We start from the raw sequence: 13,257 nt of genomic DNA, 5'->3' as shown, positions 1-13,257 counted from the left end.
GGCATACAAGGGAAGAAAAATGACGGCAAGGGCTCGCACACCGGAAAATCAGGATGAGCTCCTGGAATACCGCCTGAGCCTGCGGCTCGGCCCTGTTCACGCCCGCCAGAGACTCGGGATTGAACGGGAAGCTGAAGCGAAGGTATTCGGGCAGGATCACAGCTCCTTCCATCTGGAAAACTGGGCCACGGCGCCCGGTTTTATCCGTACCTGCCTGCGCATGGTCGGCCTGTGGGGCCGCGGCCAGAGCAACAGCCGGCGCCTGAACACCGTGCACAACCGTTTCAACCTTCCCGGCCTGCCGGAAGCCTTTGAGGGCTTTCGTATCCTGCACCTGACCGACCTGCACGTGGACATGGACGAAGCAAACCTGCAGGCAGTGCTACACCAGATCGAACCACTAGACTATGACCTGTGCGTGTTGACCGGCGATTACCGGAAACTGACCTGGGGCCCGATCGAAGGCGCCCTGGACGGCATGGCACGACTGCGGGATGGCATTAAAGGCAAGCCGTATGCCGTGCTCGGCAACCACGACAGCGTTCGCATGGTGCCGGCACTGGAGGACATGGGTTACCAGCTGTTGATGAACGAAATGGCGCCCATTGAGCGCGACGGCCAGGCCCTCTACCTGGCGGGTGTAGACGACGCCCACTTCTTCAAGGTCCACAACCTGCACCAGGCCGGGGACAAGATCCCTGCCGGAGGCACCAGCATCCTGCTCAGCCATACGCCGGAGATCTGGCGCGAGGCCGCCCATGCTGGCTATGACGTCTTTCTTTGCGGCCACACACACGGCGGCCAGATCTGCCTGCCCGGCGGCATACCAGTAACTCTGGACTCTGACTGCCCAAGGACCCTCGGACGAGGCTACTGGCGGATGAACGGCATGCAGGGCTACACCTCACCCGGCTCGGGCACATCTGTTGTCAACGTTCGGCTGAACTGCCCGCCGGAGGTGACCCTTCACACCCTGACCCGGGGGCCGGATTAATGAGGCTGCCGACGAATTCCAAGACGGTACAGCAGCGGTGAGCCAAAAATGTTGGACAGGGTAAAAAGCACCACCACAACCAGCACCACCCACAGACTCACCGGCAGCCACCACATCGCCAGCAGCATGGGCAGCAGTGCTTCCGGAATCTGATCCAGCCCGACGGCACGGGCACTGGAGGCCATCCCAAGTCGACGTTTGATAAAACTGCTCAGCATATCGCCGGCCAGCCCCAGCAGCCCGAACAGAAGCCCGAAAACGAACCCCAGCCCGGTCACCAGGGCAAACAGGGAGCAAGCCATGGCGCCCGATAGAACGCCCCGCCAGGTTTTACTTTCACCGAATAAAGGGCGGCCATCGGACAACAGCCGCCCGCCATCAACCGGCGCCGACCAGCGGTTCTTCAACAAACCGGCTGCGACCACCGGCGTACCGTTGGCCAGCACCAGCATCACAAACAGCTCCAGGATGATCAGCAAGCGTTTGCGCCCCTCTGAAACGACCGATCAGGCGATACCGCCCCGGGTCAGCTTGAGCGGATCCATCAACTCCTCAAGCCGCTCCCGGCTCAGGCCGCTGCGTTCCTCCGCCACATCGATGACTGGCCGGCCCGTTTTATACGCTTCCTTGGCGATGTCTGCCGCCAGGCTATAGCCGATCTCGGGATTAAGCGCCGTCACCAGTACGGGGTTCTTGCCCACACCCGCGTTCAGGTTGTCGGCATTGACCGTGAAGTCCTTGATCGCCTTGTCCGCCAGCATGATGGCCGCGTTAGCGAGCAAGTCCGTCATATCCAGCAGGTTACCGCCCACCAGGGGCAGCATCACGTTGAGCTGGAAGTTACCGGACTGGCCGGCGATGGCCACCGTGCTATCCAGCCCCATCACCTGGGCACCTACCATGGCAACGGATTCCGGGATCACAGGATTGACCTTGCCGGGCATGATACTGCTTCCCGGCTGCAATGCCGGAAGACTGATTTCAGCCAGGCCGTGAATCGGGCCGCTGTTCATCCAGCGCAGATCGTTGGCGATCTTGGTAAGAACAATGGCCACACCCCGCAGTTGAGCGGAGAGCGCCACTGGCGCATCGACCGCGCTCTGGCCGGTAAACTTGTGTTCAAGAGACGTGAACGGATAGCTCGTATTGGCGCGCAGAAACTTGACGAACTGGCCGGCAAATTCCGGCAGCGCATTGATCCCGGTGCCCACGGCCGTTCCGCCCTGGGGCACCGCCAGCAGTTCATCAGCGGCGGCTTCCACCCGTTTCTCAACGGCCAACAGCTGCTCCCGCCATGTTTTCAGTTCCTGGCCGAGCGTCACCGGCATGGCATCCATCAAATGGGTACGGCCGGTTTTTACCTGGCTCGAAAACGCCGCCTCTTGTTCGTACAGCACTCCACAAAGATGGGACAACGCCGGCAGCAGCTTTTCCTTGGCCGCAATCACGGCGCTGACATGGATGGCTGTGGGAATCACGTCGTTGGAGCTCTGGCTCATGTTCACATGATCATTCGGGTGCACCTCAAAGCCCGCGTTACAGGCGATGCTGGCGACCACCTCGTTCACATTCATGTTGGTGCTGGTACCGGAGCCAGTCTGGTAACGGTCCACCGGAAACTGATCCGCATACTCGCCCTTTACGATGTCCTCACAAGCCTGGGCAATCGCATCCCGCAGATCGTTATCGAGCAGGCCCAGGCTGGTATTGGCTTCCGCAGCCGCTCGCTTGATCTGTGCAACTGCGGCAATAAACGCCTGAGGCATAGGCTGGCCACTGACCGGGAAATTCTCCACGGCGCGCTGGGTTTGCGCGCCCCAGAGCGCATCAGCAGGTACCTGGACGTCTCCGAGGCTGTCGGTTTCCGTTCTGAATTCGCTCATATTCCCTCCTGTCCGTCCATTTGCTCTGTGGGCTTTGTGGCGTGTACGCCCGAGGCCAGGCCATGGCTCAGCCGCCGCCCTGGGATCTGAGCCGAACATGGTCGCAGATGCCCGTAACCTGTTCAAAATTAAGGATCAGGGTATGAACCGTGTTGGTATAGGTATCGTGCAGGTGAAACTTGTAGCGGTGCTGTTTTTCACCCTGCAGAAAAGCGTCGTATTCGCGGACCAGTTCACGCACATCGCCCCCGGAATCCTTGCTCCAGGTTGCATTGAACGGGCCCAGCACGGCACCACCTGCGAGGCAGATTGTTACTTCGTGATTCGTCAGACCACTTTCCGGAACTGTCATGGCTATCTCCCTTTCGATGAACCTGTGATAAGTGTAGTCGTTCCTGAATTCGAAACAGCCCATAGTGCCAAGGCTGTCACAGAACAACGCCCCCACCATCAGAAAGACCCCATTTGTAGGAATTTCCTACACCCATCCTCCGTTGCTATTGCTAATCTCTTCCCAACCCCATCAGCAGGAACCCTGAATACCATGGCAACCAGCGGAGCAGCGGAGATCCTTCTTCGCTATGACGACGACCAGGAACGGCAGCATTTCGAAATCCTGTTTGGCAACGATTTTACTGTTCAGGCATTCGCCTCGGATCAGGCGGCCCTTGACCACCTTGCCTCGACCTCCACACTACCTGCGGCCATCGTTCTGGTTCCGAACCAACCGGACAATCACCTGCAATCGTCGCTGCTGGCAAAAGCCCGGGACCAACATCCCGGGATTCTGAAGATACTCATAGGGGATGCCATTGCCCTGAACCTTCTGGTGACACTGCTGGATGATCAACTGATTGATCGCTGTTTTGAACAACCTGTCAATCTCGATGTGATCCGGTCGCACGTGCTGGCAGCCGCGCTCACCCGTGAAGAACACTCACACTTTCCGGATACCGGGCAGGCTCTGGCGGGCCACAGACCAGCGGTTCTGATTGTGGATGACGAACCAACTGCCACACGCTATCTGTCGAGGCAGCTGGAGTACATGCAGAGCGAGTTCCGCGTGCTGAGTGCCGCCAGTGCCGAAGAGGCACTGCTGACCCTGCGAGATGACAGCAATGTTGCCGTAGTGATGACCGACCAGAGAATGCCCGGGATGCATGGCAAAGAATTGCTGGACGAACTCCGTCAGTCGCATCCGACCATTGTTCGTATTCTCACCTCGGCCTGGGGCGAAGTGGATGTGGCCATGGATGCAGTAAATGAAGGTCGGATTTTCCGGTACCAGAAAAAGCCCTGGCACGCTGGCGACTTGCTGATACTGTTCCGCAAGGCGCTTGCCCATCATCGCGCCCTGGTTGCAGCGCGGGACAGTTCCCGCTCGATGGCAGAGCAACAGTTCGCGGAACTTCGCCAGCAGCGACGTGCCCGTCTGCTCGATCACCTGTCAGAGAAAGTGGACGGCTATACCGGGGAACCGATAACCGCCGACTTTCTGGACGCCCTTGCAACGATCCGTACCCTGCCCGCCCAACCACCCCACCTCCGCGCAAGCCGGGAAACGGCTCTCGAACATGATCTGGTGCGGGACTTTGTCGGATTGGTGTGCCGGCAACTGGATACCCTGGAACCAGGCCCGATGCCCGCTACCCTGAACCAGCAAGCCTTTGACCAGGCTCTGGTGGACGCCTGGGAGAGCCCGGGAGCCACAAGCGAAACACAGACACCCCTGGCGGCGCTTTGCCAGTCGCTGGCAACGCTTCTGAACGCTTCGGGGCTGAAGCGCACCGCTCTGGATATAGCCCAGGCCGGGGCCCACCTCACCGTCGCCAACACCAGTGCGCTCCACATCTACAGTCACCTGCTGGCCCCTATCACCCGGCTCTCCCGACCGCTACTGGAGCAGCAGAGCGCCCTGCTGATGCTCTTCGTAAGCACCCGCCTGCTTGCTGGCGACATTGATGTAACCGGAGGCGACCAGAGTCTTCGGTTCAGCCTGCGTCTGCCGGCCGGGACAGACTGATGGTCGCAGGCCAGCGCAGGCTCAGGCTGTACGTCACCATGGGGCAGCGACTGCTCCGTGACAGCTTGTTGTTCCAGATTCTCTTGCACGATGAGGTCGAACTGGTTGGCGAATCGGAGACCGGAGTGGCAACGCTCAATCGCCTGAAGACGGCCACCCCTTCGGTACTGCTGATTGAGGAAAACCTGCAGGACAACGACGGGCTCACTATCGCCGAGCACGCATTGGCGGTGAATCCCTCACTGTCCGTACTGTTGATATCGGACACGCCGGTCAGCAGCGGGCGGATGGCGATCTATCTGGAAGCCGGCATCAAGGCCGTGGTGTCCAAAGACCAGCCAGTGCAGGAGTTGATCAAGACGCTGTTCTACATTCGAAACGGGCAGGTCTATGTCGGTAACTGGCAACAGGAACCAGCACCGGCCGCTATGCTCGCCTACCAGGCCCTGTCCGGACGTGAACGGGAAGTGGCACAGCTGATGGCCAGCCGGCTCCCAGTGCGGGACATTGCCGGCAGGCTTGGCGTGTCCTGCAAGACGGTGCATTCCTACAAGGACCGGATTTTCGTCAAGCTGGGCTTCGAGCGCCTGCCCGAGCTGATACTCTTCATGCAACGACACCAACACGGAGCCGCCGAGTGAAACTGCTTTCCGGCATGGATCAGATCCGCCAGCTGCCCGCCTATCGCCAGCGGCGGTTCGAGCGCTTCTACCACACCCAGTATCGGTACCGCGTGCTGCCTCTGTTCGCCGATGTTTACCTGGCGATTGCCTTTATCGGTACCCTGCTGTTTCTGGGCGGTCTGGCGCTGAACCCGGATGCACCGGACGTATTCGGCATCTACCTGATCTACACAGCGATCCTGAGCGGCCTGATCGTCGCCCACCGGTTCACCCGCCTGCGCCGGGCAGCGCCGACGATTGTCTATCTGGTGTTTTTCAACATGGCAGCGTTCAGCTACCTGGGGTACACGACGACCGGCGCCTCCCTTGCCCCCATCGTGGGGCTGTTCTTTTTCATCAGCTCCGTGGGCATTATTACCCTGTCCCTGTTACACACCAGTTTGATTATCCTGATCAACCTGGCACTGCTGGTGCTGTCCACTTTCGCGGCTGTGGAGAGCCATCAGGTGGCCGAAACCCTGATCGGCATTCTGACCAACTGGCTGATTCTGATGTGTCTGGTGGTCGCGCCGCTGTCGGCCTGGTTCCTGTCACAGTTCCTGCGCAACCTGCTGGCACTTCAATTTCTGCTTCGGGACAGGAATCGACAACTTTCCCGCACTCTGGAAACCCTGAAATCAACGGAAGAAAGACTGGCCCAGGAACAGAAACATCAGGCCCTGAGCCATATGGCCAAGGGGCTGTTGCACGAAATCATGAATCCGCTGAACTGTGCCAGCCAGGCGGTGGATTTTGCCAGTTCGGTAAACCGGGACCCCGAGTTGGCAGATGCTTTGGCCGACGCCAGCACCCACCAGAAACGCATTGCCGATATTGTGTCTGACCTGATCGAGTTCTCCCGTCCGGTGCCGGAACATCATCTGGAAACGGCAGACCTTGGCAAACTGGTGAGCACCGCCACCCGCTTCTGCCAGCATCAGCTCCGAGATGTCGAGCTTCAGACTGACATCCCGGACGGGACGACCGTTCCCTGCTATCCATCTGCCCTGACCCAGGTGTTCGTTAACCTGCTGCTCAATGGCGTCTCTGCCGTCAGCAAAAACCAGCGGCCCGGCAAAATCGAGATAACTGCTGAAAGCTCTGACAGTGCCCACCGAATCGTGATTCGAGACAACGGCCAGGGCATCGCGCCGGACGACATCAAGCGCCTCACTGATCCGTTCTATTCCACCAGTGATACGCCGGACAACCTTGGGCTGGGCCTGAGCATCTGCCAGACCATCATGCGACATCACAAGGGCAGCATGTCGATTACCAGCGAGCCCGGCCAATGGACACAGGTCACCCTCACGCTACCTAGAACCGCAGCACCGCACGCAGAGTGACGGCGTCTCCGTCGGGGTTGGCCATCAGGGTGTTACCGCGAATATCCGGCATCAGGTAATTCAGACGCAGCTGGAACAGCTCGCCCAGATACCAGGCAAGACCCAGCAGCGTCACACTCGCCTCGGCTCCCAGGTTCCTGTCTCTCAGGTCCACAGCACTGTGTCGGGCGACCAGTTCCAGGGCGCCCGCCCGGTGCCGGGGCTCTATCCGGTCGAACTCACCCCGGCTGTAATAACGCTGGTCATCTGTCAGGAACAAACCGGCCTGGAGGTAAGCGCCACCGAACTGCCAGCGCGCCCCATCGGTTCGCCGCACATTCTGAGCCATGGCTTCCGCCACGAGGGTCAGGCGATTATAAAGCCAGGCGGCTTCAAGACCTGCCAGCCAGGCATCACGGGCCTCGAACCTTGGGCTGCGGATGACATTGTCGGCACTGAACACTTCCCCTTCATCCTTGATCTGAAAACGGCTGTCGCCGAGATCACGATAAGAGGCGGCTGCACCCAAATGCAGGGTCTGGATCTCTGAACGAATGGGGGCACGGGTCAGTCTCGCGGTTATGGCGTGAGTGGAGCCACCATCGGGTTCATCGGTAAACAGGCCCAGGGACCAGGTGCCGCGTTTTCGGTATTGCCCCGCCATAATGCCGGTGGAACGACCTGGTGCGAACGCCGAGGTCACCAGCGAACGCTCGCTGGTGTTCAGACTGGTGTAGCTGGCGAGGCGTTCCAGGCCGAAAGGCTCCTTGAAGCGCCCAATCCGGGCCTCGAAACGGTTCTCCCCGTCATACAGAAGGTAGGCATCGCCCAGATCCAGCTCTTTCTTGTCACCTTCAATCTTATAGCTGCCATCCAGCTCTGCCTCCCAGCGCTCTCCCCAGCCCAGCTCCAGTTCAAGCTTTGCATTTCGCAGTACCCCCCGGGTTGTGCTGCGCTCGCCATCTTCGTCATAAAACGCGCCGTAATGGTCGACACCGGCGGCAACATAACCCCCCAGTTCAGCTTCCAGCGGTGACGCCAGAACGAGCAGTGGCTGCAGCGTAAACGCCAGTGTCAGACCGATAACCAGCAATGCCCATTTCAGCTCAGCGAACATGATCGGCCTCCTGGCGAAAATGCATGCGCAGCATGGCGGTGTCTCTCAGATAACTGACAGACACCACGTCCACCCGGAACACATCCAGACCGGTGCGCTCACGAAGGTCCGCGATGAGCAGCTCCTGGCGGTCCCGGTGGACGTTCTCGATCTTTTCGTACTCCACCTCCCTCTCGCTGTGCCGTGGCAAAAGCACACGGGTTTCCAGCACCAGCGCCAGAACAATAACCAGCATATTCAGTAACACCAGTTCCAGGTGGTGCATGGTGCCAACCGCCGCCAGCAGTGCCATGGCAATCACCAGAAACAGGTAGGTCATTTCCTTTATGCCCAGGGCCTCAGTTCGGTACCGGAGCATCGAGAAAACGGCGAACAGCCCGAAGGCAAAGCCCATGGTGACGGTGACCGAGTGCAACAAGGCGGTCACCAGGAAAACGCCGACGCCGAACAGAATGAACGAGGCCGCATTCTCCCGGTGACGGGAACAGGCGTAGTAGCAACGAATCAGCACAAACACAGAGGCGGTATTGATCAAAAGCCGGATCACAAAATGGAAATCAACTGCAGATTCCATGGAGTCTCCTTAACAGCGGTTTAAAGCGATTGGTTTTGCATTCGTGGCCGAACAGCAGGCTGGTGCCGATGCAGTATTTGCTGAACTGCACGGGCCGGCAGCCAAGCTGACCAAGACGTTCAAGCAGGGGGGAATATGGGATCTTGCGATCGTACTTGACCTCGAAAACGGCAACATCCGGCAGGCACACCCCGTTTCGACGGTCGGGCGAGTGAAAACCCAGCCCTGTATCCACCGTAATGCGCTCGGTCCCCATTGGGCTCATGAGGGTCATCCGGCGATAGCCGACAAAAAGAGCCGGTAGCATCCCTGCCACCGGTCGGCCCAATTGCTCCTCAAGAAAAGGGATCACCCGGTTGTTCGCAACGGTCTGCGATGTCAGCGGCAAACGGCTCTTGATGGTTCTCTCCCGATTGCTCTTTTTCTTTACCTCCAGGAAGCTGCCCCCGGTTTCGCGGTAGTGCCGGACGCGGAGCTTGAATCGGTTCAACTTGCCGTTGTGGTGATCCAGGTAAAGCTGGCGACCCGGTGTATCAAAGTACAGGGTGTCGTAGGTGAAACGCCGGTTACCGCCGATCTCCAGAATGGAGTAGTGGTGCTCCAATCCGCGCAGGCAGGCATCCAGAAGGTGGGCCGGCACCAGAAACTTGGTGTCGACCCGGTTCATCAAACGGGCCTGCATCTGCTCGTCCAGGCAATGCCCGCGGAATGCCTCCGGCGGGCTGGCGACGGCCATGTTCATTGGATGCCCGAATCGTATTCCAGGGTGGCATTCAGGGTCAGTTCCACGTCGCCCTCACTGGCGCCGGTGCCTGCTCGGCTGATGGTAATGCTGCCCTGGGCACCCAGGGCCAGGGTGCGTACATCCCCGGGCTGGCTTTCGTCCACTTCAAACAGCAGAGCGTTGGTGGCGAAGCCGTGGAACTGGTGTGTTCCAGGCACATAGTCGGATGCCTCTATGAACAGTTGCAGCACATAGGGCGTGAAGTTGTCGTTGATGTCCGCGCCAATCAGCAGCAGGCTGATCACCGCCGGCTTCGACTCGCGATCAACCGAGTAAACCAGGCTGTCCACTTCAAAGGCGGCAAAGGTCAGGCTCGCGTTCACCGCCCGACCTCCGGGCAGCGTAAAGCGGAAGGCTCCAGTGTCGGCTCCGTCTTCAGACTTGATGGAGCCAGTCAGGCTGGTTGTCGCCGGGGCACTGCAGTCAGGCTCCGTATCCGCAAGCCGGTAAACTTCCCCGGAGGGCGTTTCTTCGGCAATGGCCTGTTCAATGACAGTCCTGCGTGCAGGCCGGAAATCGTCATCGCCGGCCTCGCCGCGACCACCGATGAAGGCTTTCAGGCTGGCAGTCGCCTCCGCGCTGGTTCCAGTGAGCTCACTTATCCGCCCCACTTCCGCCAACAAAGCGGCTTCGTCCCACTGGGTGGCAAGCAGGTTTTCAAGCTCGGCCACATAGCGCGCCCGGTATTCGGGAATGTTGAACAGCCGGTCCGCCAGCGAGAAGTTGCGATAAAGCACGCCTGTCAGCGGCTTGAGAGGATGTGCCCCGCGAAACGCGGTATCGGCGCCCCAGGGAATGAAATGGAACAGGCCGTCTCCGGGGTTCCGGTAAATGTGGAAATTATTGGCATTGCCAGAGGCAGAATCCCAGGCGCCCAAAAGTGTTTCCAGCGCCCAGAGCCGGATAAATTCATCCACATCCACCAGCTGCGGCAACACATTCACCATCTGTTCATCGGGCAACGCCAGAGCATCGGTAACGGCGTGCAGGTCGGTCCGGTCGTTTTCTTTTTCGTTGGTCTTCTTCTCAAAACGCCGGCTCAGCCAGGTGCCGAAATCCGCCGTCTGGGCCTCATACTGGTTACCATCATCATCCCCGAATGCCCGCGTCAGGAACGGCTTTTTAATGGGTTCAACATTGGTAAACACCCCCAGGTCTTCGCCATTGACCGATACCCTGGCGTAGTTGCATTTCGGCGCCGCGAGTCCGGCCTGCCGGAACTGGTCATAGGCCATGCACTGGCGGGCATTGGAGGGGTCCTGGCGGTTGTTGTTCAGGGTCATCCGGGTCATGTTCTGATAGGTGCGACCAGGCCAGAGATCGTTAAAGTCCAGCTTGAGAGAGGGGATACTGGGGCTCAGGGACCCCATGTAGCCTTTCTTGCGCACGATCACCCGGTCCATGCGGGCACCGTCGATGGTGACACTGGCGGTAAATTCCGTGTATTCGAACTCGGGCACGCATTCCCGATCGGTGCTGGCCAGGGTTCTGGCTTCCGATTTCAGTTTGCTGAAATCGGCGGAGCTCATGGTGACCGACACATCAATCAGCCGCTCGGGATCATAAAGCTCGGCATCGCCCCCTATGTTCACGGGCTCCGCCGGGGGTTCGAAATCAGAAGGGTCTGAAACCTCGGTGTCGCCGCCCCCACCGCCGCAACCGGCCAACAGCACAGCGCCGATCATTGCCAGCCACCAATGCCCAAATCCACTGCCGGCTTTCCGGCCAATCGTTGTTGTTTTCATCTGTTACTCCCTCAGATGTTTTGAAACCTGCCGGTATCGGAGACCGGTTGAGGGAGTATTTCGCGAAGCGCTTCAGAGTGTATGTAAGAAGGTCTTACAGGAGTGTCACGGATCTACTGCTTGCGGATCAGCGAACGGTAGAACTTCTGACCAGCTTAGACTCGGGATTGCTATACTTCAGTCAATAGGAAGGGTGGCCTGTGTCAAAATAAAGAAGGGAGGGGGGGGGATATGCGCAAGTCAAATTGGCACAGGTCCGCAGGTATAGCTGCAAAAGCTGCGGGTCTCGCTATGCTAGCCTACGGGCAGTCAGTGGCCTGGGCAGAGCCGACAAATCCAGCACTGACGCAGCGTCACGAGTTCATTCTGGGGATTTACGAGCAGTCTGCAGATATTGCGGTCGCTGCAGCACTTCGGGGCAGGCCACTAGGAGGTATATCGCTCGACGACCTGGGAGTGGATGACACTTACGTTAGCGGACTGTTTGGTTATCGCTGGCGCTTTACCCCGCGCTGGACCCTGGTAGCGAACGCCTATATAAACCGGGTTAGCGGTGAGAGGGTGGTCAACGAGACCTTCGAGTACGACGGCGAGACTTATGAGGCGGGCGCCTCGCTGGACTCGCAGTTTTCCGCCGACATCTACATGCTTGATGTCATGTACAGTGTCCTGCAAACAGACCGTTTTGAATTGCAGCTAGGGGGCGGCCTTCACGCCTTCGAGCTTGGAGTCAGCTTCGACGCCACCGTTACTCTGAATGACGACAGCCTGCGCGTCACCAGCTCCAAGAACGACTTACTGGCGCCGCTGCCAAACCTGCGCATGCAGATCCTTTACGCGCTTTCGGATCGGTGGACAGCCTACTTCAACTCAGGATGGTTGAGCCTGAACGTCGATGATTACGACGGTAGATACCGGTTCGCTAGCGTCAGTACCGACTACCGCTTCGCCAACCGTTTCGGTATCGGGGTTGGGTACCAGTATACCGCCATGGATGTGAAGCACCAAAGCGACAACACGCGGGAGTCTTATGATGTGCAGTACGACGGCCCTACCCTTTACATAACGTACGGCTTCTGAGCCATCATCCACCGCCCGTTACGCAACCGGTGAGTGCCATGACTAAAGCAAACGCTGCTGCGAAGCCTGATTCACGTAACCATCAGGGCATTACCCGCATTACTCTTTGCATGGTTGTCTTGCCTGCACGTCTCGGCGCATTCGCGCTCTCTCCCCACGCACGTTCGGTCATCATATGGCAATTATTTGGGGCAGACTTAACATGAAACTCAGGCCCCCGATGAAGAGCACCGCGCCCATGACCAGTATGGTGAGGCGAAGCTTCCTTCCTTTCACCTTGGTGCCCACGCCGGCACAAAACAGCACGGATGCCATGACGACGGCAACCAACACGAAATTATCGCCAATCCGGTTGGCTTCGGCCGCGTCGGCAGACAATGCGTCAGCCTCCGCGTTGAGTCGTTCTGCTTTGCGCATTGCTTCGGGCCTGTAGTCCGACAGATCAAAGGGCGTTCCCGGTGGTATCTCACCCTCAGGCACCAGCGCAATCCAGGCATCGAATGCGGGAACAAACTCCTTGCGAAAGCGATCTCTCAGAAACGCGGCTCCCTTTTCGTCTCCGGCCTGAATGTGTTCCAGAAAGGTGACCCAGGCTATGGCGTCGAGCTGAACCTGACTTGTGTAGATGGCGTTTTGTTGGGTGGCCTCAATCCGCTTGGCGGAAGCCGTTGTCATAGTAATGGATTGCTCGCCACTCCACCGGGTCGACTGATAGGCCGACCATGCGGCCACGATCGTCGCCAGCGAAAGCAGAACGGTAGCTGCCAGCTCAATCCAGTCACTGCGGTCAAAGTGCTTTTGAGCGGCCTTGTCCCAGCTCTCCCCCCAGGGCAAGATCGGATCGGACGACGAGCGGCGAGAACCTTTAGGCCGGGGAGATGAACTGGAATCACGATCATTGGGCATTGCAGCATCCGGAATAGGTGAACTTGCATGGCTCTTCAACAAGCGATGCCCTAATTTAATGATAGGGCAGCCGCTTGAGACGTCAATGGCTCCTCGGCTGCTTCGGGTCTTGCTGTGGCAGAGGAGCAACCGACATCTGCGTCCTTATCTGGCGATTCCAGGTA

13 protein-coding genes are annotated in these 13,257 nt (G+C 58.9%); 5 read left to right on the top strand and 8 right to left on the bottom strand.

The genetic code is table 11. The features are described from left to right. Positions 1 to 19 precede the first annotated feature (19 nt). Positions 20 to 994, top strand: coding sequence for a metallophosphoesterase (locus A8B84_RS15240; protein WP_064229958.1), 975 nt, complete (start codon positions 20 to 22; stop codon positions 992 to 994). Here the strand turns inward: A8B84_RS15240 and A8B84_RS15235 are convergent. The 3 genes from A8B84_RS15235 to A8B84_RS15225 all read right to left on the bottom strand — a co-directional run bounded on the left by A8B84_RS15235 (position 991) and on the right by A8B84_RS15225 (position 3,229). After that, complete coding sequence (locus tag A8B84_RS15235) at positions 991 to 1,473, bottom strand: CDP-archaeol synthase (RefSeq protein WP_064229957.1); 483 nt, start codon at positions 1,471 to 1,473, stop codon at positions 991 to 993. The two genes, A8B84_RS15240 and A8B84_RS15235, sit on opposite strands and share 4 nt — an antisense overlap. 27 nt (positions 1,474 to 1,500) lie before the next feature. Next, a complete protein-coding gene (locus tag A8B84_RS15230; RefSeq protein WP_064229956.1) occupies positions 1,501 to 2,877 on the bottom strand; it encodes a class II fumarate hydratase in 1,377 nt (458 codons plus the stop codon). A 67-nt stretch (positions 2,878 to 2,944) separates the two neighbouring features. Continuing rightward, positions 2,945 to 3,229 (bottom strand): hypothetical protein, encoded by a 285-nt coding sequence (locus A8B84_RS15225; RefSeq protein WP_064230131.1) that lies wholly within the window; start codon positions 3,227 to 3,229, stop codon positions 2,945 to 2,947. 192 nt (positions 3,230 to 3,421) lie between these two features. Here A8B84_RS15225 and A8B84_RS15220 point away from each other — a divergent pair, with 192 nt between their 5' ends. From A8B84_RS15220 to A8B84_RS15210, 3 genes are read left to right on the top strand one after another with little or no spacing between them, the layout of a single operon-like run. Further along, a complete protein-coding gene (locus A8B84_RS15220) occupies positions 3,422 to 4,900 on the top strand; it encodes a response regulator (RefSeq protein ID WP_064229955.1) in 1,479 nt (492 codons plus the stop codon). Next, complete coding sequence (locus tag A8B84_RS15215; RefSeq protein WP_227512852.1) at positions 4,900 to 5,541, top strand: response regulator transcription factor; 642 nt, start codon at positions 4,900 to 4,902, stop codon at positions 5,539 to 5,541. Before A8B84_RS15220 ends, A8B84_RS15215 begins: the two co-directional genes overlap by 1 nt. Beyond that, complete coding sequence (locus A8B84_RS15210; protein WP_064229954.1) at positions 5,538 to 6,908, top strand: sensor histidine kinase; 1,371 nt, start codon at positions 5,538 to 5,540, stop codon at positions 6,906 to 6,908. The genes A8B84_RS15215 and A8B84_RS15210 overlap by 4 nt, the downstream gene beginning before the upstream one ends. Here A8B84_RS15210 and A8B84_RS15205 read toward each other — a convergent pair. Genes A8B84_RS15205 through A8B84_RS15190 form a run of 4 tightly spaced genes read right to left on the bottom strand, consistent with a single transcriptional unit; the run spans position 6,880 to position 11,107 of the window. Next, complete coding sequence (locus A8B84_RS15205) at positions 6,880 to 8,004, bottom strand: OprO/OprP family phosphate-selective porin (RefSeq protein WP_064229953.1); 1,125 nt, start codon at positions 8,002 to 8,004, stop codon at positions 6,880 to 6,882. The two genes, A8B84_RS15210 and A8B84_RS15205, sit on opposite strands and share 29 nt — an antisense overlap. Further along, the gene (locus A8B84_RS15200; RefSeq protein ID WP_064229952.1) at positions 7,994 to 8,578 is read right to left on the bottom strand and encodes a DUF4956 domain-containing protein; all 585 of its coding nucleotides are present in this window, start codon (positions 8,576 to 8,578) and stop codon (positions 7,994 to 7,996) included. The genes A8B84_RS15205 and A8B84_RS15200 overlap by 11 nt, the downstream gene beginning before the upstream one ends. Next, on the bottom strand, positions 8,562 to 9,320 hold the full coding sequence (locus A8B84_RS15195) for a polyphosphate polymerase domain-containing protein (protein WP_064229951.1): 759 nt from the start codon (positions 9,318 to 9,320) through the stop codon (positions 8,562 to 8,564). Before A8B84_RS15195 ends, A8B84_RS15200 begins: the two co-directional genes overlap by 17 nt. Next, complete coding sequence (locus tag A8B84_RS15190) at positions 9,317 to 11,107, bottom strand: CotH kinase family protein (protein WP_064229950.1); 1,791 nt, start codon at positions 11,105 to 11,107, stop codon at positions 9,317 to 9,319. The genes A8B84_RS15195 and A8B84_RS15190 overlap by 4 nt, the downstream gene beginning before the upstream one ends. A gap of 291 nt (positions 11,108 to 11,398) precedes the next feature. Here A8B84_RS15190 and A8B84_RS15185 point away from each other — a divergent pair, with 291 nt between their 5' ends. After that, entirely contained in the window at positions 11,399 to 12,187 is a 789-nt protein-coding gene (locus A8B84_RS15185; protein WP_138103179.1) for a hypothetical protein, read from the top strand. Between the two features lie 171 nt (positions 12,188 to 12,358). On the opposite strand, the gene A8B84_RS15180 is transcribed toward A8B84_RS15185, so the two are convergent. Then, positions 12,359 to 13,093: a hypothetical protein gene (locus A8B84_RS15180; protein WP_064229948.1), complete on the bottom strand. Its 735-nt coding sequence runs from the start codon at positions 13,091 to 13,093 to the stop codon at positions 12,359 to 12,361. Positions 13,094 to 13,257: the final 164 nt, after the last annotated feature.

The organism is Marinobacter sp. EhC06 (genome assembly GCF_001650915.1).
GTDB lineage: Bacteria > Pseudomonadota > Gammaproteobacteria > Pseudomonadales > Oleiphilaceae > Marinobacter.
The sequence above is the reverse complement of the archived record's forward strand: the minus strand, read 5'-3'. Positions and strand labels throughout refer to the sequence as shown.